This is a genomic window from Cupriavidus ulmosensis (genome assembly GCF_977008105.1).
The window spans coordinates 2,423,888-2,446,021 of sequence record NZ_CDRMWP010000002.1; the positions used below are offsets into that span (position 1 = coordinate 2,423,888).

Annotated in this window: 19 protein-coding genes; 7 read left to right on the plus strand and 12 right to left on the minus strand. The window is 66.5% G+C overall.

Going from position 1 to position 22,134, the window contains the following annotated elements:
- Positions 1-93: 93 nt before the first annotated feature.
- Complete coding sequence (locus ACWTPI_RS30445) at positions 94-1,071, minus strand: alpha/beta fold hydrolase (RefSeq protein ID WP_454733618.1); 978 nt, start codon at positions 1,069-1,071, stop codon at positions 94-96.
- Positions 1,072-1,139: 68 nt separating this feature from the next.
- Between ACWTPI_RS30445 and ACWTPI_RS30450 the strand changes: the two genes are divergently transcribed.
- Positions 1,140-1,571, plus strand: a complete 432-nt coding sequence (locus tag ACWTPI_RS30450; RefSeq protein WP_020203433.1) for an RrF2 family transcriptional regulator — start codon at positions 1,140-1,142, stop codon at positions 1,569-1,571.
- Between the two features lie 86 nt (positions 1,572-1,657).
- Here the strand turns inward: ACWTPI_RS30450 and ACWTPI_RS30455 are convergent, their stop codons facing one another.
- The 5 genes from ACWTPI_RS30455 to ACWTPI_RS30475 form a co-directional block, all read right to left on the minus strand.
- Positions 1,658-2,050: a hypothetical protein gene (locus ACWTPI_RS30455; protein WP_454733619.1), complete on the minus strand. Its 393-nt coding sequence runs from the start codon at positions 2,048-2,050 to the stop codon at positions 1,658-1,660.
- Between the two features lie 122 nt (positions 2,051-2,172).
- Positions 2,173-2,595, minus strand: a complete 423-nt coding sequence (locus ACWTPI_RS30460; RefSeq protein WP_454733620.1) for a hypothetical protein — start codon at positions 2,593-2,595, stop codon at positions 2,173-2,175.
- Positions 2,596-3,079: 484 nt separating this feature from the next.
- A complete protein-coding gene (locus ACWTPI_RS30465; RefSeq protein WP_454733621.1) occupies positions 3,080-4,042 on the minus strand; it encodes a GlxA family transcriptional regulator in 963 nt (320 codons plus the stop codon).
- An 83-nt stretch (positions 4,043-4,125) separates the two neighbouring features.
- Positions 4,126-4,542 carry a DUF2269 family protein gene (locus ACWTPI_RS30470; protein WP_454733622.1) on the minus strand — a complete coding sequence of 139 codons (417 nt, stop codon included), beginning with the start codon at positions 4,540-4,542 and terminating at the stop codon, positions 4,126-4,128.
- The gene (locus tag ACWTPI_RS30475; protein WP_454733623.1) at positions 4,539-4,958 is read right to left on the minus strand and encodes a DUF3817 domain-containing protein; all 420 of its coding nucleotides are present in this window, start codon (positions 4,956-4,958) and stop codon (positions 4,539-4,541) included. The genes ACWTPI_RS30470 and ACWTPI_RS30475 overlap by 4 nt, the downstream gene beginning before the upstream one ends.
- Before the next feature lie 218 nt (positions 4,959-5,176).
- Here ACWTPI_RS30475 and ACWTPI_RS30480 point away from each other — a divergent pair, with 218 nt between their 5' ends.
- The 4 genes from ACWTPI_RS30480 (at position 5,177) to ACWTPI_RS30495 (ending at position 12,132) form a co-directional block, all read left to right on the plus strand.
- Positions 5,177-6,430 (plus strand): efflux RND transporter periplasmic adaptor subunit, encoded by a 1,254-nt coding sequence (locus ACWTPI_RS30480; RefSeq protein ID WP_454733624.1) that lies wholly within the window; start codon positions 5,177-5,179, stop codon positions 6,428-6,430.
- 42 nt (positions 6,431-6,472) lie between these two features.
- Positions 6,473-9,640, plus strand: coding sequence for an efflux RND transporter permease subunit (locus tag ACWTPI_RS30485; RefSeq protein WP_454733625.1), 3,168 nt, complete (start codon positions 6,473-6,475; stop codon positions 9,638-9,640).
- A gap of 9 nt (positions 9,641-9,649) precedes the next feature.
- The gene (locus tag ACWTPI_RS30490) at positions 9,650-11,062 is read left to right on the plus strand and encodes an efflux transporter outer membrane subunit (protein ID WP_454733626.1); all 1,413 of its coding nucleotides are present in this window, start codon (positions 9,650-9,652) and stop codon (positions 11,060-11,062) included.
- A 128-nt stretch (positions 11,063-11,190) separates the two neighbouring features.
- Positions 11,191-12,132, plus strand: a complete 942-nt coding sequence (locus ACWTPI_RS30495) for a GlxA family transcriptional regulator (protein WP_454733627.1) — start codon at positions 11,191-11,193, stop codon at positions 12,130-12,132.
- Positions 12,133-12,269: 137 nt separating this feature from the next.
- Here the strand turns inward: ACWTPI_RS30495 and ACWTPI_RS30500 are convergent, their stop codons facing one another.
- From ACWTPI_RS30500 to ACWTPI_RS30520, 5 genes are all read right to left on the minus strand, one after another.
- Positions 12,270-13,484 carry an MFS transporter gene (locus ACWTPI_RS30500; RefSeq protein ID WP_454733628.1) on the minus strand — a complete coding sequence of 405 codons (1,215 nt, stop codon included), beginning with the start codon at positions 13,482-13,484 and terminating at the stop codon, positions 12,270-12,272.
- Between the two features lie 167 nt (positions 13,485-13,651).
- Positions 13,652-14,620, minus strand: coding sequence for a chromate resistance protein ChrB domain-containing protein (locus ACWTPI_RS30505; RefSeq protein WP_454733629.1), 969 nt, complete (start codon positions 14,618-14,620; stop codon positions 13,652-13,654).
- Between the two features lie 149 nt (positions 14,621-14,769).
- Positions 14,770-16,128: an MmgE/PrpD family protein gene (locus ACWTPI_RS30510; protein WP_454733630.1), complete on the minus strand. Its 1,359-nt coding sequence runs from the start codon at positions 16,126-16,128 to the stop codon at positions 14,770-14,772.
- 198 nt (positions 16,129-16,326) lie between these two features.
- Positions 16,327-17,307 carry a Bug family tripartite tricarboxylate transporter substrate binding protein gene (locus ACWTPI_RS30515; RefSeq protein ID WP_454733631.1) on the minus strand — a complete coding sequence of 327 codons (981 nt, stop codon included), beginning with the start codon at positions 17,305-17,307 and terminating at the stop codon, positions 16,327-16,329.
- A 56-nt stretch (positions 17,308-17,363) separates the two neighbouring features.
- Positions 17,364-18,839, minus strand: a complete 1,476-nt coding sequence (locus ACWTPI_RS30520; RefSeq protein ID WP_454733632.1) for a lyase family protein — start codon at positions 18,837-18,839, stop codon at positions 17,364-17,366.
- 134 nt (positions 18,840-18,973) lie between these two features.
- Between ACWTPI_RS30520 and ACWTPI_RS30525 the strand changes: the two genes are divergently transcribed.
- Positions 18,974-19,909 (plus strand): LysR substrate-binding domain-containing protein, encoded by a 936-nt coding sequence (locus ACWTPI_RS30525; protein WP_454733633.1) that lies wholly within the window; start codon positions 18,974-18,976, stop codon positions 19,907-19,909.
- 265 nt (positions 19,910-20,174) lie between these two features.
- Here ACWTPI_RS30525 and ACWTPI_RS30530 read toward each other — a convergent pair whose 3' ends face one another.
- The gene (locus tag ACWTPI_RS30530) at positions 20,175-21,059 is read right to left on the minus strand and encodes a LysR family transcriptional regulator (protein ID WP_454733634.1); all 885 of its coding nucleotides are present in this window, start codon (positions 21,057-21,059) and stop codon (positions 20,175-20,177) included.
- A gap of 129 nt (positions 21,060-21,188) precedes the next feature.
- Here ACWTPI_RS30530 and argC point away from each other — a divergent pair, with 129 nt between their 5' ends.
- Positions 21,189-22,118 (plus strand): N-acetyl-gamma-glutamyl-phosphate reductase, encoded by a 930-nt coding sequence (gene argC / locus ACWTPI_RS30535; RefSeq protein ID WP_020205209.1) that lies wholly within the window; start codon positions 21,189-21,191, stop codon positions 22,116-22,118.
- Positions 22,119-22,134: the final 16 nt, after the last annotated feature.

The window sequence follows — 22,134 nt, forward strand, 5'->3', positions numbered from 1 at the left end:
TCTCTTTTCGGGCCGCGCGCGAGCAGACGGCCGATTGCGAACCGCTCGCGGAATCACGAACCGCTCGCGGAGGCAGACAGCGGGCAGACAGCGCTACAGGCTGCCGAGAAAGCCGAGCAACGCGGCATTCACCGCGTCCGGAGCCTCCTGCTGCAGCCAGTGGCCAGCGCCCGCGACGACTTCGCAGCCCCGCAGGTGGGGCGCCAGGGTCGGCATGGCCGCAACAATGCTGTCCATCCCCGGTATCGCGCGGCCTGTGTCGCGCTCGCCCACCAGATAGTACGCGGGCACCTCGACCTTGATCCCCTCGAAGGCACCTTGCAGCGCCCAGTTCCTGTCGAGATTGCGGTAGTAGTTCAGGCCGCCGCGAAAGCCGCTGGTCTTGAAACCATCGACGACCGCGGCCAGGCAGGCGGAATCGAGCCAGGCAGGCACGCTTGCCGGATCGGGGAGCGCGTCCAGCAGGCCGCCGGTGCGCGCCACCATGCCGAACGGGTTGGGTGTAGCGGGATCGTCGCGTGGTCCGGCATCGCCGGAGGCCGCAAAGTAGATCTTGCGCAGGGCTGTCTCCACGTCAAACTCCAGTTCCCGCTCGGCGACGCCCGGCTCCGCGAAGTAGTGGGTGTAGAACATCGCCGCTTCGGTCCGCGGGAACAGCCTGCTGGGCGGCATCGGCGCCCGCCCCATGAGAGGCACGCCCAGCGCCGCCACCGCGCGAAACCGGTCCGGTCGCAACTGGGCAGCCTGCCAGGCAATGGTCGCCCCCCAGTCGCCGCCGACGATGACCGCCTGGCGCTCGCCCAATACATCAAGAAGGGCGACGAGATCGCCGATCACGTCAAACGTGGTGTACGCCGCAATGTCCGCGGGACATTCGCTGCGGCCATAACCCCGCAGATCCGGTGCCACCGCCCGGAAGCCCGCGACGGCGAGCGCGGCGCGCTGGTGACGCCAGGCAAGCGAAGTCTCAGGGAAACCATGCACCAGCAGCACCAAAGGCCCGGCCCCCTGTTCCGTGACGTTCAGGCGAATGCCGTTGACTTCCAGGATGCGTTCGTGGACTGGGTTCATGGATCGAATGAGCGATAGCGTACCGGATCGTATAATACCGTAACTATCAACGTTACGGAAATGCACTCATGGCACAGGACACCCGTCTCGCCCGCTTGTTGCACGTGCTGATCCACATGCATCTTCGCGACGGCACCACCACATCGGAAACCATCGCGCAGATGCTGCACACCAATGCCGTCGTCGTGCGCCGGACCATGGCATCGCTGCGCGATGCCGGGCTGGTCACATCAACCGGCGGCCGAGGCGGTGGATGGGAGTTGGCCTGCGACCTGAACCGCGTGACTGCGCGGCATGTGTATGACGCCATCGCTCATACCACCGCCTTCGCAATCGGGTCGGCAGATGACAATCCGAGCTGTCCTGTCGAAAAGGCGGTGAATCGACTCATCGAAAGCGCACTGCAGGATGCGGAGGCCGCGCTCCTGCGCACGTTAGGCGCCAGGCCATTGACGGCGCTCGTGCATGGGGTGGCGTCGGTGCGGGGGCGGCGGGGGTAGGTTTTCGGCGGGGGGCGGCGGGGGAACTGACATGGAGGGCGGTTGACGACCCGAAGCAGCCTCTCGTCGCGGCGCAAAACGGTCGCTCACTCCTTGCCAGGAGAATAGCCTTTCTGGCGAGTCGTCCAGTGGTAACGCTCCACTAGCTTTGCGGCAGCAGCAAGCGCTCTTTCATTCCACACCTTTTCAGCCACCTGAATACGAACGTCTTCACGTTCGAGTGCGTCGGGCGCCCAATATGCTCGAACTTCACCAACAGGGAGATCGTCGGTCTCTGACGCGATTGCACGAAATAGCAGGAAGTCCGGATCGTTTTTGACCCTAGTCCAGTGGGCTAACGGAAGTATGGCCCTAGCTGTTTCAATGACGCCAAGACGCCCCTCAAGCAAATCCAGAGCTCTGGCGCGAATCTTTCGACAATGCTTGCGCCAAAGGTCCTCGTTCGTGATTCCCAGAGGAATCTCTATCTCTTCATTCATGGCTCACAGGCAAGTGCACGGGAACTGCTTGGGAATTGTCAACGAATAACCGGCTAGTGTCGAATGTCGCAATCTGGCCGGTCTCAGCCCTCGGTCTACCAGCGGGGCGGCTTCATCTTTCCTTACAGCTTCGCGCGCGTGCCTAAGAATGTGAGGTACTTTCTGTCCTCGTTCTCAAAGATCTCGTCGCCGGCGCCCATATACGCGCGCATAAGTTCATCGGCTGCGGCATCAAGTTCGCCAGTGTCGAAGGCCAGTTGCCCGAGTCGCATGTGAATGAACGGATTGCCTAATCCACCTGGGCAGGTCAGTGCAAAGGACAGCGCTTCCCTGCTGAATGTTGCGTAGCCTCCCAAGAAGCAAGCATCGCCGATGGCAGCAAGAATCCAGGTGGATGCGTTCCAATCGGTCTTCGGCTCTGGGACCAACTCCCACGCTTGGTTGTAGGCTGCAACTGCAGCCTCATATTGAGCACCGTCCACCAACGCATCACCCTTGGAGCAATGCATTTTGATCAAGCGGTGAATAGACTCGTCGAGTTCCATTGGCCTTGGCGCTATGAGCGGGCGTTGGTCGGGAGACGCCATTTTAGCCATGTTGTGCTGAGGATCGACTCGCGCGTGGGCGCATCAAGAATGAATCTGGCTGGCCCGACTTACTAATTCGAGATCACGAACGCCTCGACGGTCGGAAATCAAACCGGTGCGATTGTATGAGGATTGTGTGCAATTTAGGCAGGCATGTCGAGCGGCCGCTCCTGGCCGCAAGACGCCCGCTCGAATCGCGCTTAAAACGCAAAATATCCAGTGAAGCTCAGCACACGCCCATCCTCTTCATTACCCCCCAAAAAGCGTCTGTCAGGCAGACCAATAGCCTTTCCATAGATCGGCAGATCTGGAAGCTTAGGTATCCAGGAACGACAAGTGAACGAAGGCCGAATTGAGCTCGCACGTGGTCTATGCAGCAAGAGCAGGCTCCGCACGTGAGAATTCTCGTCCCAGGATGCTGTTTTTGCCCTTTTTGCGCCCTTCAGGCAGCCATCCGGCGAAGACTCTGCGGTGGGTGGCCCGTGACCCGTATGAACGCCCTACGCATCCGCTCGGGATCGGCAAATCCGACCGAGTAGGCGATCCGCTCGATCGGCTCGGCGCCCCGCTCCACTCTCTGGCGTGCTACCTCGACGCGCAGCCGCTCGACGGCCTTTGCGGGCGTCTCGCCAGTTTCGGCCAGGAATGTTCGCCCGAACTGCCGGGGACTGAGGCATGCGACGGAAGCCAGTGTCTCGGTGGAGAGCGGCTCGTTCAGATGCTCGCGCATATACGTCAGTACCTCCCGAATCCTGTCGGACTCCGGCTCCATGTCGGCCAGGGCGGAGAACTGGGACTGGCCGCCCGGCCGGCGGTGGTACACGACCAGCGCCTGGGCTACGGCATGCGAGGCCGCATGGCCAAGGTCTTCTTCGATCAGCGCCAGCGCCAGGTCAATCCCCGCGGTCACGCCGGCCGACGTCCAGATATGCCCGTCTTTCGCGAAGATGCGGTCTGACTGCACCCTGGCTTTCGGAAACATGCGCTGCAACTGGCGCGAGTGCTTCCAGTGCGTGGTTGCGCAACGACCGTCGAGCAAGCCAGCCTTGGCAAGTATGAACGCGCCGGTGCAGACGCTTCCGATGCGCCGTGTGCCGTTTTTCTCGGCGGCGGCAAGGTGCCCGGTGATTGCCGGCAGCCCCGCGGGGTCGTCCGATATCTCGCCACCGACGACCAGCAAGGTATCGAGTGTCGAAGGGATCGAATCGGTAATGACCTTCAGACCGCCGGAGCTTGCGATCTCGCCGCCGGCCTGGGAGACGACGTGACATCGGTATGCTTTGATGCCGGCGTCCAGCTCGGCCAGCTCGAAGGCCGCGAGCGGGCCGCTCAGGTCTTGAATCTGGAAGCCTGGGTACACGAAGAACCCGATGTGCCGAATTGCCAGCGCGGGATCGATGCTCATGCACATGTCGAACGTCGGGAGAGGCGGGAGAGGACAGCCGTGGCGCGGTGCCCGTCGGGCCGGATGCCGTCCTCTCGCACGGGTCAAAATGGCTTCAGCACGGCGAGCATTGCGATGCCGGCGAACCCCGCCAGGAGCAACGGGCTCGCCCGCCAAGGTCTTGCGGCGGCCCCGCCGGCGAGGCGGCGAAGTCTTGCGGACTGCATGCCGTGCGCGGCCGCGAGCAGGAGAGCAAGGGCGAGCTTGACATGCAACCACGGGGCGCCAAACCAGCCCCCGGACCTGGCAAGCAGAAAGCCGAGCACCAAGACCAGGAGCATCGCCGGCGTCGTGACCGCCCTGTCCCATGCGCGCAGGGCCGCCGAGATCCTCGCGACGTCCTGGCCGGATCTGGCCGCTGCCCACAGGAATGCCGCCACGGTCATCACGCCAGCGGCGAAGATCAGCGCGGACGCCACGTGCAGTGCCTTGAGCCAGGGGTATAGCGCAACGAGACTCATCGGGACGGCTCCTTCCCGAGGCCGGCGATCTTGCGCGAGATGAAAGCCGCATTGAAGAATCCGCCGAACGGCAGGACGGCAACCAGAAACACGCGGATCACGTCGCTGCGCGACCAGCCGGCCTCGGCGACGGCTTGCATGGCGATCCACAGATAGATCAGCAACGCGAGGCCATGTAGCGGCCCCAGGACCTGCACACCGACGGGCCAGCCGCCGAGGTGCTTCAATGGAACAGCGACGCCGGCAAGAAGAATGAGCGTGGTGCCCTCGATCACCGATGCGAACTCGAGCCGGCGAAGTTGTGCCCGCCGTTGCGTCACTGCCTCGGCATGATTCGGCTCGCCGGGAAAATCCGGTTCCTGGCCACGTCGAGAGGCGCGGCCTGCCAGGCCGGTGCGCGGGGACTGCGGTTCCATGAGGAATGGCTCCTGGTATCTGGAAGATCGAAACCCTCGTTTTATATCCCGGGCGCGGGTATCGGCGTGAGTGACAGAAACGACGAATTGTGATTGTTTTCTGCCAAACATCGGCTGACAACCTGGCGCGGCCAGAAACGAGGGAAGTTCGTCCTTTCGCCATCAGGAGGCGTTGGCGAAAATGCCGCTCGACTTGACAACCAGCGACCGGTGATCGGATGAACACTCAGACCAAACTCAACGAACGCGCCGCGTCGCGTTCCAGGCCGCGTCCGGCCGTGTTGCGCCCGGCGGCGATCGCGGGCATCGCCGTGGCAATCGTCGGCGTCGGACTCTTTGTCTTCGCTCAAAAAACGCCCGTCGCCAACGCGGCGATGACGCCGCCGACGGTGTCGATATCGGCGCCGCTTTCACGGCAGGTGAACGAATGGGATACCTACGTCGGCCGCTTCGAGCCCAGCCGCACGGTAGAAATCCGGCCGCGCGTATCGGGCCAGATCACCGCCGTCCACTTCGCCGATGGTGCGACCGTTCGCCGGGGCGAGTTGCTGTTTACCATTGACCGCAGGCCATTCGCGGCGGCCCTCGCCGAAGCCGGCGCGAGCCTGGCAAGCGCGCGCAGCGAACTTGCGCTGGCCCGCGCCGACGCGCAGCGGGCAGACAATCTGGTCGGCGAAGACGCTGTCTCGAAAAGCGAGCTGGACCGCCTCCACGCAAGGGTGCAGGCCGGCATTGCCGCCGTGGCGGGTGCGCAGGCCCGGGCCGACGCCAGATCACTGGATCTCGAATTCACCGAAGTCCGCGCTCCGATTGCCGGAAGGGTTTCATACCGGCGCGTCGACCCGGGCAATCTGGTCGCGACCGGAGAGGGCGGAAGCGGGACGCTCCTGACCACCGTCAACGCGCTGGATCCCATCTATTTCGTATTCGATGCGTCGGAGGCGCTCTATCTCAAGGCACTGCGCGCGAAGCAAGGCGGCGCGAAAATGTCCGCGATCGAGGTCCGCCTTCAGGACGAAGCCGACTATCGCTGGCGCGGCGCGCTCGACTTTACCGACAACGGCCTGGATCCGCGGTCGGGCACCATCAGGCTGCGCGCGGTTGTGGACAATCCCGGACTGTTCCTCGCGCCCGGCATGTTCGGCAACATGCGCCTGGCCAGCGGCGGCGCCACGACGGCGCTGCTGGTCCCCGACGCCGCCATACAGACCGATCAGGCGCGCAAGGTTGTGCTGACCGTGTCGAAGGACGGCACCGTCGAAGCGAAGCCGGTCGTGCTGGGCCCGGTGGTCGACGGCCTTCGCATCGTGCGCTCGGGCCTGGCGCCGAACGACAACGTCGTCGTCGGTGGCGTGCAGATGGCGGTCCCCGGCAGCAAGGTGCTGACCAGGCCGGGAAGCATCAAGCCCGCGGCGCCCCTGAATCGCTCGCTCACGCCGGCGACCGCCGGCGAGGCCACCTTTGCCTCCTAGGGCAAGGCCCCGGCGGCATCTCCTCCTTAAGGAAAGCACTCCATGCGCCTGTCGCGCTTCTTCATCACACGGCCGATTTTCGCCGCAGTCCTGGCGGTCGTGATTACCATCGTGGGCGCCATTGCCTACTTCCGACTGCCGGTATCGCAGTACCCCGACATCATTCCGCCGACCGTCGTGGTGTCCGCCACCTATCCCGGCGCGTCGGCCGAGACGGTTGCCGAGACGGTCGCCGCGCCGATCGAACAGGAGATCAACGGCGTCGACAACATGCTGTACATCTCCAGCCAGTCCACCGGCGACGGCAAGGTTGCGATCTCGGTGACGTTCAAGGTCGGGACCAACCTCGATGCGGCGCAGATGCTGGTGCAGAACCGGGTCGCCACCGCGACGCCGCGCTTGCCCGAAGAGGTGCAGCGCCTCGGCGTGACCACCCGCAAGACCGCGCCGAGTGCGCTGATGGCGGTGAACCTGGTCTCTCCGGACGGCACCTTCGATCAGGACTACATTTCGAACTACGCACTCACCCAGGTGCGCGACCGGCTGAGCCGGATCGACGGCGTTGGCGACGCCATCATTTTTGGCAGCCGGGAATTTGCCATGCGGGTATGGATCGACCCGGACCGGGCGGCATCGCTGAACCTGACCGCCGGCGAAGTGGTCGCGGCGCTTCGTGCCCAGAACGTGCAGGTCGCCGCCGGGGCGCTGGGCCAGCCGCCCAACGCATCCACCGATGCCTTCCAGCTGAATGTCCGGACGCAGGGCCGATTCTCCGATCCGGAACAGTTCGCCGACGTGATCGTCCGTACCGACAAGGACGGCCGACAGGTCCGGGTGCGCGATGTGGCGCGCGTCGAACTGGGGGCGGCCGACTACGGCACCAACGCGTACCTGTCCGGCAAGCCGTCGATCATGATCGGCATCTTCCAGCGACCGGGCACCAACGCGCTCGAGACGGGCGAAACCGTCGAGCGCGTCATGCGGGAGACCGCAAAGTCGTTTCCGCACGGGCTGGAGTACCGCATCATGTGGAACTCCACGAAGTTCATCGCCCAGTCCACCGCCGCGGTCCGCCAGACGCTGCTGGAGGCCGCGGTGCTCGTGGTGCTGGTCATCTTCCTGTTCCTGCAGCGCTGGCGGGCGGCGATCATTCCGGTCGTCGCCATTCCGGTTTCGCTGGTCGGCACCTTCGCGCTTCTTGCCGTTGCCGGCTACAGTCTCAACAGCCTGTCGCTATTCGGCCTGGTCCTGGCGATCGGGATCGTGGTGGACGACGCCATCGTGGTCGTCGAGAACGTCGAGCGCAACCTCGGGTTGGGGCTGGGTCCGCTCGACGCGGCACGCAAATCGATGGATGAGGTATCGGCGGCCTTGGTGGCCATCGTGCTGGTCCTGTGCGCGGTGTTCATTCCGACGCTGTTCCTCACCGGACTGTCCGGGGCGTTCTACAAGCAGTTCGCGCTGACGATATCCGGCGCCACCATCATTTCGCTGATTCTCTCGCTCACGCTGTCGCCCGCCCTCGCGGCGCAGCTTCTGCGCGCGCACGACGCGAAGGACGCCGGGCATCCGGTCCTGCGCGCGGCGCACCGGGCGGGCGACGCGTTCAATCGGCGCTTCGATGCGTTCAGCGCCGCCTACGGGAGACTGACGGCGTGGCTGGTAGCCCGGCCCAGGAGGGTGATGCTGTCGTATTGCGGCCTTATTCTGGCGACGGTCGCGCTGTTCTGGGTGACGCCGACAGGCTTCATTCCCGCGCAGGACCAGAGCTATCTGATTACCGTGGTGCAATTGCCGCCGGGCGCGTCTCTTGCACGGACCGACGCCGTGCTTCAGGACGTTTCCAGGCGCCTGCTCGCGATCGAGGGCGTCAGGGGCACGATCATGCTTCCCGGTTATGACGCCGCATCCAATACCAATTCGCCCAACTCGGCCACCGCATTCATCCCCCTCAAGCCGTTCGAGGAGCGCGACCGTTCCGCGAACTCCATTCTGGACGAGGCGCGCAAGGCCACCGCGGATATCGACGGCGCGCGCGTCATGGTCATCCCCCCTCCCCTGATCGATGGCATCGGTTCCGCGGGCGGCTACAGGATGATGGTGCAGGACCGCAGCGGCCACGGGTACCAGGAACTGGGCGGCGAGGCGGGAAAGCTGATTGCCAAGGCCAACGCGGCACCGGGCCTGTCCCAGGTGTACACGTTCTTCAATACGCTGACGCCGCGGATCTTCGCGGACATCGACCGCCGCAAGGCCGAGATACTTGGTGTCCCGGCGGAGCGCGTCTTCGAGGCGCTCCAGGTCTATCTCGGGTCGGCCTACGTCAATGACTTCAACCTGCTGGGCAGGACCTTCCGGGTGACCGCGCAGGCTGACCAGTCTCATCGCGGCAACACGGCCGACATTGCCAACCTGAAGACGCGCTCGTCGAGCGGAGCGATGGTGCCGGTAGGGTCGGTTGCCACCTTCCATGACGAAACGGGGCCGTATCGCGTGGTTCGATACAACCTCTTTCCGGCGGTCGAGGTGGACGGCGATACCGCGCCCGGTTCCTCCACCGGGCACTCGCTGGCGACCATGGAACGCCTTGCCGCCGACACGCTCCCGGCCGGCTATGGCAGTGAATGGACGGGTATCGCGTATCAGCAGAAGATCGCCGGCAACACCGCCGTGCTGGTGTTCGCGCTGGCCGTGGTACTGGTGTTCCTCGTCCTGGCTGCCCAGTACGAGAGCGTCACGCTCCCGCTGGCGATCATCCTCATCGTGCCGATGTGCCTGCTCGCGGCGATGATCGGCATCAATCTCCGGGGCATGGACAACAACGTCCTGACCCAAATCGGACTTGTGGTGCTGATTGCGCTTGCCGCCAAGAATGCGATCCTGGTGGTGGAGTTCGCCAAGCAGGCGGAGGAGCAGGACGGCCTGACGCCCGTCGCGGCGGCAGTGCGCGCCGCGCAGACCCGTTTGCGGCCAATCCTGATGACGAGCTTTGCCTTCATTCTGGGGGCGGTGCCCTTGCTGATCGCCAAGGGCGCGGGCGCCGAACTCCGGCAGGCGCTCGGAACCGCCGTGTTCTTCGGCATGCTGGGGGTGACGGGCTTTGGGCTGCTCTACACGCCTACCTTTTACGTGGTCTGCCGCGCCCTTGGCGCGCGGCTGTCGCGGCGCCGCCGGCCGGCGGCGCCGGCCCGGTTGCAGCATGCTGATTGAGGTGCACCGATGAGAATACTTACGCTGCCGCTTTCCATTCTTGCGCTGGCCTTGAGCGCCTGCGCCGTGGGTCCCGATTATGTGGCGCCCACCCTGACGGATTCCGCCACCGGCACCTTCGCCGCCAGCGCGGAGCCGGCCCTTTACGATGACAGGCCCGCGCATGACGACTGGTGGCGCCTATATCGGGACCCGATACTCGATCGGTTGATTCAGGACGCGCTGGGCGCGAACACCGACGTGCGGGTGGCCGTCGCGCGTCTGGAGCGGGCGCGCGCGATGTTGCGCGACGCCGGCGCGGATCTTTATCCGGGCACCGGACTCGATGCCACGGCGAATCGCCAGAGACAGGCCGCCGTCCAGACGCTTCCCGGACTGGACCGGGAGAACACGCTCGTCGACGCGGGCTTCGGCGTGGCCTATGAAGTCGACCTTTTCGGCAGGGTGAGACGAAGCCTGGAATCGGCCCGCGGCGACTTCGAAGCCGCGCAGGCGGACCGGGATGCCGTCAGGGTGGCGATCGTCGCGGACACCACGCGGGCCTACCTCAATGCCGCCAGCGCAGCCCGGCGGCTCGCCGTCGCCCGTCGCATCGTCGAGTTGCTGGATCGCTCGCTGCGGGTGACGGGCGGCCGCGAACGGGCCGGGCTGGCCACGCCGCTGGATACGGCCAGAATGGCCGCCTTGCGGGAGCAGCGGCGCTCGAGCATCCCGGCGATTGCCGCCGAGCGGCAGGCCGCCCTTTTCCGGCTCGCTGTCCTGACCGGCCGCGCCCCCAGGGATCTGCCCGCCGCCGCGGCCACGGCCGATACGCCGCCGGCCATCGAGGTGCCGATCCTCGTCGGTGACGGGAAGGCGATGCTTGCCCGGCGGCCGGATGTCCGCGCCGCGGAGAGACGGCTCGCTGCCGCTACCGCGCGAATTGGCGTCGCCACGGCCGATCTGTATCCGCGGATCTCGCTCGGCGCGTCGATCGGATCGACCGGATTCGGCTTTGGCGATGTCTTCGGCGCCGGTCCCCTGCGATGGCTGGCGGGGCCGTCGATCTCCTGGTCCTTCCCGAACCAGGAGCGGATCCGCGCGCGCATCGCCGCCGCCAGGGCGGATAGCGATGGCGCGCTTGCCACCTTCGACGGCAGCGTGCTGCAAGCGCTGGCCGAGACGGAAACAGCGCTGTCGAACTACGCCCGCGCGCTTGACCAGCGCGCCGCGCTCGACGCGGCCCGGGAGCAAGCGGACCGGGCCGCGCGCATCGTCCGGGCCCAGCAGCGGGAGGGACGCAGCGACAGCCTTGCCCTGCTCGATGCCGAACGGACCTTTGCCGATGCGCAAGCGCAGCTCGCCGATGCCGAAGGCCGCATTGCCAACGCGCAGGTGGATCTGTTCAGGGCGTTGGGCGGTGGCTGGGCATCTCCCGGTTGAACGCATGACGGCGATGCCGTGCCTGGCAGGAATGACCAGGACCGATTGATTTCCGACACGCGCGCTAGAATGCGGTCTGCGTTGCCCGATTGCCACCATGGATCGCCGCCATGACCAAGGAGATGTGATTGAAAACCGTCGCCGTGCTTGCCCTCCAGGGCGTGGTGCCGTTCGACCTCGGTATTGCCTGCGATGTGTTTTCGCGGGTCGTGCTTGCGAACGGCAAGCCTGGCTATCGTGTGCTGGTGTGCGGCGAGTCGGCGCGCGTGGACGCCGGCGGGCATTTTGATATCCGGGCGCCCGGGCGGCTGGAAGATGCGCTGGACGCGGATCTCGTGATCGTTCCGGGCGTCGACGATATCGAGCGGCGGGTTTCCGCCGGCGCCTGCCGAACGCTGAAGGCCGCGCGCGAAAGCGGCGCGCAACTGGCTTCGATCTGCACCGGCGCCTTTGTGCTTGCCGAAGCGGGACTGCTGGACGGCCATCGCGTGACGACCCATTGGGCGGCCGCGGACGAGCTCTCGCGCCGCTACCCCGCGCTGGAGGTGGACACCGGCGTTCTGTTTGTCGACGAGGGGGACATCGTCACGTCCGCGGGCAGCTCGGCCGGTCTCGACATGTGCCTGCACCTGGTCGGGCGCGACTATGGCCAGGCCGCCGCCGTGCAGGCGGCACGGCTCGCGGTGGCGCCGCTTCACAGGGACGGCGGACAGGCGCCGTTTATCCGGCAGCCCGTTGCCGATACGGCGACAAGCCTTTCCCCCCTCTTCGATTGGATGCTGAAAAATCTCCACAAGCCGATCGACGTGACGGCGCTTGCGGCAAAGGCCAGGATGACACCGAGGACCCTTGCGCGCCGGTTTCGCGACCAGACGGGGACCACGCCCATTCAGTGGCTGATCACACAACGGGTTCGCCGCGCGCAGGAGCTTCTGGAGACCAGCGAAGCCTCGGTCGATCAGGTGGCTTCGGCATCGGGTTTCGATTCCCCGGTCACGTTCCGCGCACGGTTCCAGCGGGTGGTGGGGCTCACGCCGTCCGCCTATCGACGGCGGTTCAGGCAATCGTAGGGTGGCCTGCAAGCGGCGCGCATGGCCATGCCTGCGTCAGTCGCAGATCCCGCAACACATCGAGTACGTATTGCGTGGAACGCGCAACGTACCCCGCGCGATTGCAATACCGAGGAGAACTCCACCCCGGCGTCCGCTCAGTTCAGCGGCCTGACGCGCCGGAACGCGGCCAGGATGGCCAGGTCATAGCCGATCTTCAATACGCCGCAGGCCAGCAACGGGGCGCCGGCCCAGCCCATTGCCATGAGCCCGCCGGCAAGCACCGGGCTGATCGCGGCGGCGAGGCTGCGCGGCACCGCGGTCAGGCTTGCCGCCGCTGCCCGCTCGGCGGGGGTGACCACCGCCATCACAAAGGCGGTGCGCGTTGGCACATCCATTTGAGACAGCGCGCTGCGCGCCAGCAGCAACAGCAACGCCAGCGGCAGCGATGGCGCAAACGCGGCGGCGATCAGGAACGCGCTGGATGGGATGTGCGTAAACACCATCGTGTTCAGCAACCCGATCTTTCGGGCCAGCGGAACGGCGGCGAGCTGTGACGCCGTGGTCAGCAATCCGGCCCAGAAGAAGAACTGGCCCGCCGCGCCGGGCGACATCCCGAAACGCTGCATCAGCCAGAGCGACAGCAAGGCATTGACGACCAGGCCGCTCGCAAACGCATCCACGCTGAACAGCATCGCGAGCCGGATGACGATCCGACGCGATGGTCCCAGCGGCGCGGCCGTCGACGTCGAGTGCGGATGGGGTGCGGGCAGCCTCGCGTAGAGCGCCCAGAGCGCAATGCCGGTCAGGGCGTAGACGACGAACATCAGGCGCATGCCGTCCAGGAACGACAGGCCGGCATGCCTGGCGAGCCAGCCCGGCACGGCCGCGGCCAGCGCCCCGAATGCGGCGGACAGCGAGCCCGCGAGGCCGTAGCGCGCAAACAATGCCGTGCGCGCCTCGGGTTTCGCGGATTCCGCCAGCCGTGCCTGCTCCAGCGGCAGGAACACGCTGACGTCGCCCGAGCTCGGGTTCAGCGTGCCGACGAAGGCAACGATCAACAGCGGCCAGAGCGACGACAGGCCCGCAAAGGCCGCCCCGGTTGCGGCCATCATGACTGCCGCCCCGATCAGCAGGCGACGTTGCGCAAAGCGGTTCCCGATGAGTCCGACCAGAATGGTGGCAGTCGCGGAGCCGATCAGCGTGACGCTGCTGATCAGCCCGACGGCGAGCTGGTCGAAGCCGAGGGCCAGCAGGTACGCCGGCAACAGCACCGCCACGAAGCCGTCGCAGAAACCACGCAGCGCCCGCCCGGCAAGAAGCGGCATGACGCTTGCGTCGGCACCGGACGGCAGCACGAGGCCGGAGAGCATGGTGCGATTCACTGGTCGGCGGCCTCGGTTGTCATGGCGTTCTCATGGATCATGATGATCTCCTGTGGCTCGATGATGCGGCAGCGGACAGGCTGCCAGGCCGGTCCGGTCCTGAGTGGAAAGAAGCCCGGCAATCCGGGAACGGGGAACGGGGAACAAGCAACGGGCTAGCGCTTGCGAGCGCTGGAAAAGTGCGTGTAGAGCGAGTCGAGGACATGACCGGCCTCCGTCAGCAGCGCGTCGTCGTCGGGCAGGCGCTCGCGCGCGCCCGCCACCATCGCTTCGAAACCGCTCGCTTCCGCAACCGGCGTGCCGCCGATGTCCAGCACGTGAACCATCTGGCCGAGGCGTGCCAGTCCCTTGTCCTCGTCCAGCCCGAAGCTGGCGAGCAACACCTCGAAGGAAACCCGGTCGCCGACATGCGCGAATGTCGCGCCATCGAAATCGAACGCCAGCGCCGCCTCCGGGCACTGGCGAACGTCTTCCAGCCAGAGGAAGCTGGCGTGGGGATCGATGAAGCGCCGGATCAGCCAGGCACAGGCAACGCGGTCCACCCAGAGGTGCCGTCGGGTTGCCCAGCATCGCCCCTGGTATCGGGCGGGGTCGCGTCTCGGGATGCTGCCCGCCCTGCCCTGTGGCTCGCCCGGCGACAGCATGATGTCGATGGCCGCGTTGAAATCGCGCCACCGCGCTTCGGCGCGGACCGAGGCCTCATTCGGGAAGAAGTCGATCCTGCGGATCGCGTCGAATCCGCGGCCGTAGCGGCGAGCCATGCGCAGCAGTGCCGCTTCGTCCGTGTTGGCCAGCGTCACGCGCGCGCCGGAGAGCTCGGCCATCCAGTCCGCGTATTCGGGGGTGCGGTCGAACAGCGCGCGATATTCAGCGTCCTGCCGCGTGTCGGTGGCCTGAACGGAGAGCGTCCAGACCTTGCCATCCTCGCCGGCCGCGTCCGACGCAAGCGCCTGCAACGGCTCACGCACGCCGGCCAGATCGGGCAGCAGATAGGCCCCGTCGCGCAGCGCGGCCGCGCCAAGCGCCTTGATGCCGCGCCAGAGGCGCATGCGGGCCGTGGCGGCCGAAGTGGGCAGGCTGGCAACCAGCAGCACCCATTGGGAGGGAAATTGAAGCGCAGTCATGCACCCAGCTTAGCGGGCCATCGCTTGCGCTTCAATGTTGTAGAGATCTCTACGTAGGTAACTGGCCGGCGCCGGACAGGTGACTATCGCGGCGCATGGGGCGCCGCGAGGCTCGCCATCAGGGACGCCATCGGGGACGCGCGGCGGCCCTAGCCGCGCAGCGAGTCCAGCACGGCCTGCAGCGGCAGCCTTTCCAGGTGGAAGCAGGCCTGACCGAGCCGCCCGGCATCGCCAGGCGCCTTGCGGCCGTAGGCGAAGCAATCCGTCGCCTTCTCGATCAGTTCGTCATCGGTGAGCGGCAGCTGCGCACTGCCGCGAAGGGCCTCCACGCGAATCGCCAGCCGGCGGCCGTCGCGCAGGTGAACGACGACTTCGGCCCAGCGCGGAAAGGTCGGCGGTTCGCCCTGGCTCAGGTGCACCCGGTCGAAGAAGGCCTGGATCTCGGGCCGCAGAACCGGCTCGTCGCGAAAGCTCGCCAGATTTACCGCGCCATCGCAAATGGCCGCCGCCATGGCGTACTGCATGCTGAACTTGGCTTCGAGACCCGTGCGCGGGCGGTCGTGGATGAGAGGCACCGTGGCGCGGTAGTTCGTCTTCACGTCCACGCGCTCCACGTCGTCGAGCGTGAACGGCGTTTCGCGCCGGATGTCGAGCATGCCCTGAATCGCCCGGTGGGTGGCATAGCACAGCGGATACTTCTTGATGTCGAGCCCCGAACGTTCGATCTCCAACGGCAGCTCGCCCAGGCGGTCGAGCTCCGCGTGCAGATCCTGGCCGTCGGCATAGAGCACCGCGTAGCCCTGCTTGCCGTCCAGCGCCGCGGGCGATGCATCCAGACCCGCGTCGGCCAGCAGCACGGACCGGAGCGCGATCGCATTCGCCTGTCCCGCCTGGAAGGCCTTGCCCATCGTGCCGAAGTTCTCCCGGGTTCCCGCGATCTGCGACACGAGGATGCCCAGCGCATGAATCGTGCGCTGCTGGTCGAGCCCCAACAGGCGCGCGCAGGCGGCGGTCGTGCCGAAGGCGGCGATCGAGACGGTGGAGTGCCAACCCTTGGCGTACTGGTCGTCCACGATGGCGCGCGCGATGCGGACGGTCACCTCCAGGCCCACCACGCAAGCGTCGAGCACCGCGCGGCCGGCGCTGCCGAGCCCCTCGCCCAGGGCCACCACCGCGGGGAACATCGCAACGCTCGGATGACCGCGCAGCGGGGAGCTGACGTCGTCGAAATCGAGCACGTGGCCCATCGTGCCATTGACCAGCGCGGCCATCTCGACGGGCAGGCGCTCGCCGGTGGCCCAGACCGTGGCCATGCACGCGGCGTTGGTGCCCTGGCCGCGCGCATAGTCCAGCACCCGCTCGGATGCGGGCTCATGCGCGCCGCCCACTGCGACGGCGATGGTGTCGTAGAGCGCGCGTGCGGCGGCGGCGCGGGCCTCGGCGGAAATCGCCGAGGCGTCGAAGCCGACCGCGAAGGCGGCGATCTTCTCGCTGGCTGAAAGGTGCATGAATTCGTACTCCTGGTTTCGTTCGAAAAAAGCCTGCTCGCCGGCAGGTGGATGGATGACGCGCCGCGCGCGTCGATGCCTGAATGCTTATGGGCCCGGGTTGCCCGAGATGCCTTCAATGCCTGAAGCCCGGGACGGAATGCGAGGCGCGCGAATGGAACGCGGCGCTTCGCCTCGCCCGGCATTCAGGTCGAGCGCTCATTCCGGTTCGATGCCGGCGCGCTGGATGACTTCCCGCCACTTGACCGTCTCCTTGCGCATGAAGGCCGACAGCTCCTGCGGCGAGGAGCCGATCGGCTGCACGCCGTCGACCATGAACAGCTTCTGCACCTCGGGATCCTTCAGCGCCGCGACGGCGGCGCGCTGCAACTTGTCGAGAATGGGCTGGGGCGTGCCCTTGGGCGCCAGCAAGGCGTACCAGACATAGGACTGGTACCCCGGCACGCCGGCCTCGGCGATCGTCGGAACTTCGGGATGCGCGGGAGAGCGCTGGGCGGTGGTGACGCCCAGCGCCACCATCTTGCCTGCCTGCAGGAAACTGCCGCCGCTGCCGAAGCCGGCGAACACGGCTTGCAGGCGCCCACCCATCAGGTCGGTATAGGCCGGCGAGGCGCCCTGGTAGGGGATGTGCTCCATGTCCAGCCCGGCCATCGACTTGAGCAGTTCCATCGACAGGTGCAGGCCGCTGCCGGTGCCGGAGGAACCGTAGGAGAACTTGCCGGGATTCTTGCGCACCAGCGCAATGAACTCGGGCAGCGTCTTGACGCCGAGGCTCGGCGAGACGGCCAGAAAGTACGGCGCCTGCGCCAGCAGCGAGATCGGCTCGAAGTCCTTGACCGGATCATAGGAGAGCCGCTTGACGAGTCCCGGGTTGATGGCCGCCTGGGCTGTCAGGGCCAACGCCAGCGTATAGCCGTCCGGCTTGGCGTGGGCCACCAGGGACATGGCGATGCCGCCGCTCGCTCCGCCCCGGTTGTCGACGATGACCGTGGCGCCGAGCTGCTTGGACAGGGCAACGGCCATCGGCCGGCCGACGGTGTCGGCGCCGCCGCCCGAGGCGTACGGGAGGACGAGGCGAATGGGGTGGTCGGGGTACTCCGCGTGCGCGGCGGCGCTGAGCACAAGCGCCGCCACGGCGACCGCGGCGCGGCGCAGGGGACGAAGGTTGAGGACTGGCATGGTCTCCTTTCGTTTTATTTGGTTGGATTGTTCCGATTCCGGATAAGCGGCGCCGCTCAGCCGGCCCGCGCGCGCGTGAGCGCAAGAAGCGCGTCGCCGGCCCGGGCGAGAGCCTGCCGGGCCTGCGCGTTCCAGACGCCGGCGGCTTCGGCTGCCGCGCGCTCCTCGTCCAGCATGCGCATCGCCTCGTCTGGCTGGGGTCCGCCCGCGCCACGGCGCCGCAGGATCATCTGCTCGGCATCCACGCACTGGTTGTACTGCACGGCGTCGATCGGGAGTTCCGCGCCGGCCTGTTCGCGGTAAAGCGCGCAGGCCTGTTCGTAGGAGATCTCCGCCAGGCGCAGCCGCCGTTCGCGGCCGAAATCGGTCAGGAGCGAGGCGAAATGGTGGCCGAGGCGGAAAGGCACGCGGGCCTGCTGCATGAGCACGTCGGCAATCTCCGTGACCGTGGAATAGTCCGCATCCACCTCGCGGCGGGCCTGCTGCGCGTCGACCACGAGGCTGTCGACGATCCGCGTGAAAAGCGCGAACAGATCCACGAAGCGCTTGGAGGACAGCGGGTCGTAGGCGCGGTAGTCGAACATGCCGGTCCGCACGTTGTGGGCGACGAGGAACGGCCCCTGCATCTCGCAGAGCAGCAGGCTGCTCTGCGCCCGCAACTGCTCCAGGGCGGCCGGATTGCGCTTCTGCGGCATCAGGCTGCTGATGCCCATGAGTTCGCCCCCGCGCATCGTGAGCCAGGGATGAGGCGTGAGGTACTGCGAATGCAGGTCCTGCGCAAACTGGCTGATCTGCACGGCGCAGCTGGCAAGCACGGATGCCAGTTCCAGGCTGCTGTCCACCGAGGCAAGATGGTTCGCGTCGTAGGTGTTGCGCACGATGCCGCCAAAGCCCAGCAGGCTGGCCAGGCGTTCGCGGTCGACAGGGAAGCTCGATGCCGCCAGGGCGGCCGCGCCCAGCGGACTGAGGTTGATGCGCGCATAGGCCTGCTCCAGCCGCTGTTGCTGCCGCCCCAGCGCGGCGGCGACGGCCAGCAGGTAGTGCGCCAGCGTCGTGGGCTGGGCCTGCACGCCGTGCGTGTAGGCAGGAATGACCGTACGCACGTGATCCCCCGCCAACTTCAGCAGCCCGCGCCGCATGTCGCCCAGGCCCGCGTGCGCATCGAGCAGGTCGGCTCGCAGGTTCATGCGCGAGAGCGTGGAGGCAATGTCCTGCCGGCTGCGGCCGGCATGCACCAGCGACGCCGACGGGCCGGCCAGCTCGGCCAGCCGGCGCTCGTAGTCGAGATAGTCGCCCGAGGGGCGTGCGGCTGGCGCTTCGTTCTCAAGGGCCAGGATGGCCTGCGCAATCGCGCGGGCATCCTGCGCGCCGATGACGTCGCGCTCGGTGAGCATGACGAGGGAGGCCTGGTTGATCTGGCCGAGGAATGCCGGAACCCGCGCACCACCGCGGAAGGCTTCGTTGACGTCCTTGACGGCGTAGGCGGCGCTGGCGTGGCCGGAAGGTGCGGACGGTGCGGACGGTGCTGACATGGAGGCACATGGAACGGAGTTATGTTGCCGCTAATGTGCGTCCCGCCAGTTCATGCCGTCAAATGAATTAATTGGCATCAATCATTGCCTGCATTGCATAATATGGCCATTGTGCCGAGACTCCCCGTGCCGCCATGTCGATGACCTTCCAGCAACTTCACTGCATCCGCCAGATCGTGGCCAACGGCTTCAGCGTTTCACGCACGGCCGAGGCGCTCTTCACCACCCAGCCAGGCGTGAGCAAGATGGTGCGCGCGCTCGAAGACGAACTGGGCATCGTGGTCTTCGCAAGGCGCGGCAATCGGCTGGTGGGGCTGACCGATGCCGGACGCGAGGCCTATTCGCTTGCGGGCCGCATCCTGCAGGACTCGCAGGCGTTGCGCGGCCTGCGCGACAACGGGCAAGGCGGGCAGGCGCGCGGCACGATCCGCCTGGGCACCACGCATGTTCATGCGCGCTACCGGCTGCTGCCCGTCACCGGGCGCTTCCTGCGCACCTACCCTCACGTCCAGCTGGAGTACTCGGTCGGCACGCCGCCCGAAATCCACGCAGGCGTGCGCGACGGCAGCATCGACATCGGCCTGAGCACCATGCCGTCGAACGCCGCACCCGATATCCTTTCGCTTCGCGCCTACGAGATGGAGCGCTGCCTCGTCGTGCCGCAGGGGCACCCGCTGCTGGCACTGGGTCAGATCAAAATCAGGGATCTGGCCGACTGGCCGTGGATTGTGCACGACGAGAAATTCACGTCCGGCGCCGTGGTGCAGCGGGCGTTCCAGATGCACGGGCTACAGCCCCGCATCGTGATGCGCGCCATGGACGTGGACGTGATGAAAGCCTATGTGGCGCAAGGCGTCGGCATCGCCGCGCTGAACAAGATGGCGATGGAAGACGACCCGGATCCGAGGCTGCGCTGCATCGAAGCCGGGCATATTTTCCCCGCCTCGACGGCTATGGTCATGGTTCGACGGGATCATTTGCTCAAGCCGTTCGCCTTCGACTTTATCCGGATGCTGCTGCCGCGCGTGCGGCGGACGACGCTGGTCGCGGCACTCGGTATTCCGACGTAGCGCGGACTTCGTTCCCACCATCCGCGTGCCGTGCGCGACCTTCGGCGGGACTTCTCTCGTCCGGCCAGCCCTGAAACGGACCGGACCGCGGCACGCCGGCGTGACGACGCCCGCGGTGGCGACTGCCGCTCGATGACGGTTGCGCGAATCCCTTCGTCGCAGAACAGCCTCGCGGCCGGCTGCCGCCTGCTCCGCCCCACGCGATTTCATGGATGGAACGAACCGAAGCGGCAAACAGTAAACAGCCAATGGCAAACGGCAACGCCTACGTCAATCGCAGATCCCACAACACATCGAGTACGTGCTGCGTGGAACGCTCAACGTACCCGGCACGATGCGCGATACCGAGCCGGCGCCACAACGCCGGGCGCAGCGGACGCATGACAATGCGCCCGTCGAGCAATGGCGTGGTGGCCTCATGGGGCAACAGCGCCGCGCCGTAGCCTGCCGCCACCAGGCTCTTGATCGCGTCGTTGTAGTTGAGCTGAATGCGCGGCGCGGGATGCTGCCCTCCGGCCGCGAACCACTCCGCGGTCAGACGCGAGAGGCGCGTGGTCGCGTCATTGAGAATGAGAGGCTGGGCGGCGAGCCATTCCGGCGTGACGCGGGCCGGGCACCGCCAGTGCGCCGGCACAAAGGCCATCACGGGGTCGCGGCGCCAGGGCTTTATCACGAGTCCGGCCACCGGGGGCTGAGGCAGTGCGACCAGCCCGACATCCAGCGTTCCATCCGCCAGTCGGGACAGCGTTTCATGCGAAGTGAGCACCGCAATCTGAATGTCGATGGCGGGATGGTGCTGGCGCAGCGCTTCGAGCGCCTGCGGCAAGAGGTGCGCGATCACGCCGGTCGACGCGCCGAGCCGCACGCGCCCTTCGAGCCCCTGCACCTGGCGTTGAATATCGTCCAACGCCTGCTCCGCATCGGCCAGCAGCCGGCGCGCGCGCGCCACCAGCACCTCGCCAATCGCCGACGGCCTGACATGCCCGCGCTTCCGTGACAGGAGCGGCGCCCCAATGCGATCTTCGAGTTCGGCGATGTGGAGGCTGACCGTGGGCGGCGCCAGGTGCAGTGCACGCGCCGCATCGGCAAATGAGCCACGGTCGGCAATGGCGACCAGCGTGCGCAGACGGTCCAGGCTGATCTCTCGCATGTCGGCATCCAGATTCAGGAAAACTGAATATTAACGTTATCAAATTCAACTTTCCCTATTCTAGCGGTCCGGGGAACATAGGGGCTCGTTTTCCTTGTCACAACCCACAGTCACCGGAGTATTCCCCGTATGCGCTCTCCTGTTGTTTTCATCGACGGCGACCAAGGCACCACCGGGCTGCAAATCCACGAACGGCTGCGCAACCGGACCGACCTCCGGCTGTCCACGCTTGCCGCCGCGGAGCGCAAAGATCCGCGGCGCCGCGCGGAAGCCATCAACGCCTGCGACATCGCCATCCTCTGCTTGCCCGATGCCGCCGCGCGCGAGGCGGTGGACGCCATTGTCAATCCCGCCGTCAGAGTCATCGACGCCAGTTCCGCCCACCGCACGCGGCCGGACTGGACTTACGGATTTCCGGAAATGGCGCCGGGACAGGCCGAGCGCATTGCGAACGCGCGTCGGGTCACCAATCCCGGTTGTTATCCGACCGGCGCCATCGGCTTGCTGCGCCCCCTGTTGCAGGCCGGGCTCATACCGGGCAACTACCCTGTCAGCATTCATGCGGTGTCCGGCTACTCCGGAGGCGGGCGTGCCGGCGTGGAGGAATATGAGGGACCGGGAGCCGTCAACGCGCCTTCATACCAGGTATATGGCCTGGAACTCGCGCACAAGCACACCCCGGAGATCCAGCAGCACGCCGGGCTCGCGCAGCGTCCCATCTTCGTCCCCGCGATTGGGGCGTTCCGCCAGGGCATCGTGCTGACGGTCCCCCTGGCGCTGCGGCTGCTGGCACCCGACGTGGATGGCGCCGCGTTGCACGCATGCCTCGCACGCCACTATGCCGAGGCGGCCCACGTAAGTGTCACGCCGCTGCACGAATCGCGCGCCCTGAAGCACCTGGATCCGCAGGCGCTGAACGGCACCAACGACATGCGCCTGAGCGTATTTCCCAACATGGAACACGGGCACGTCCTGCTGTCCGCGGTTTTCGACAATCTTGGCAAAGGCGCATCCGGCGCAGCGGTGCAGAACCTGAACCTGATGCTCACGCGGCAATAGCGGCCGATGGCTTCAG

Bases quoted from the DNA above. Each gene is read 5' to 3' on its own strand.
- ACWTPI_RS30515 (WP_454733631.1), bottom strand. From the start codon at position 17,307: ATGCCAGTCCTCAACCTTCGTCCCCTGCGCCGCGCCGCGGTCGCCGTG.
- ACWTPI_RS30485 (WP_454733625.1), top strand. From the start codon at position 6,473: ATGCGCCTGTCGCGCTTCTTCATCACACGGCCGATTTTCGCCGCAGTC.
- ACWTPI_RS30465 (WP_454733621.1), bottom strand. From the start codon at position 4,042: ATGAGCATCGATCCCGCGCTGGCAATTCGGCACATCGGGTTCTTCGTG.
- ACWTPI_RS30450 (WP_020203433.1), top strand. From the start codon at position 1,140: ATGGCACAGGACACCCGTCTCGCCCGCTTGTTGCACGTGCTGATCCAC.
- ACWTPI_RS30445 (WP_454733618.1), bottom strand. From the start codon at position 1,071: ATGAACCCAGTCCACGAACGCATCCTGGAAGTCAACGGCATTCGCCTG.
- ACWTPI_RS30520 (WP_454733632.1), bottom strand. From the start codon at position 18,839: ATGTCAGCACCGTCCGCACCGTCCGCACCTTCCGGCCACGCCAGCGCC.
- ACWTPI_RS30460 (WP_454733620.1), bottom strand. From the start codon at position 2,595: ATGGAACTCGACGAGTCTATTCACCGCTTGATCAAAATGCATTGCTCC.
- ACWTPI_RS30480 (WP_454733624.1), top strand. From the start codon at position 5,177: ATGAACACTCAGACCAAACTCAACGAACGCGCCGCGTCGCGTTCCAGG.
- ACWTPI_RS30500 (WP_454733628.1), bottom strand. From the start codon at position 13,484: ATGCTCTCCGGCCTCGTGCTGCCGTCCGGTGCCGACGCAAGCGTCATG.
- argC (WP_020205209.1), top strand. From the start codon at position 21,189: ATGCGCTCTCCTGTTGTTTTCATCGACGGCGACCAAGGCACCACCGGG.
- ACWTPI_RS30470 (WP_454733622.1), bottom strand. From the start codon at position 4,542: ATGAGTCTCGTTGCGCTATACCCCTGGCTCAAGGCACTGCACGTGGCG.
- ACWTPI_RS30490 (WP_454733626.1), top strand. From the start codon at position 9,650: ATGAGAATACTTACGCTGCCGCTTTCCATTCTTGCGCTGGCCTTGAGC.
- ACWTPI_RS30475 (WP_454733623.1), bottom strand. From the start codon at position 4,958: ATGGAACCGCAGTCCCCGCGCACCGGCCTGGCAGGCCGCGCCTCTCGA.
- ACWTPI_RS30505 (WP_454733629.1), bottom strand. From the start codon at position 14,620: ATGACTGCGCTTCAATTTCCCTCCCAATGGGTGCTGCTGGTTGCCAGC.
- ACWTPI_RS30510 (WP_454733630.1), bottom strand. From the start codon at position 16,128: ATGCACCTTTCAGCCAGCGAGAAGATCGCCGCCTTCGCGGTCGGCTTC.
- ACWTPI_RS30530 (WP_454733634.1), bottom strand. From the start codon at position 21,059: ATGCGAGAGATCAGCCTGGACCGTCTGCGCACGCTGGTCGCCATTGCC.
- ACWTPI_RS30525 (WP_454733633.1), top strand. From the start codon at position 18,974: ATGTCGATGACCTTCCAGCAACTTCACTGCATCCGCCAGATCGTGGCC.
- ACWTPI_RS30455 (WP_454733619.1), bottom strand. From the start codon at position 2,050: ATGAATGAAGAGATAGAGATTCCTCTGGGAATCACGAACGAGGACCTT.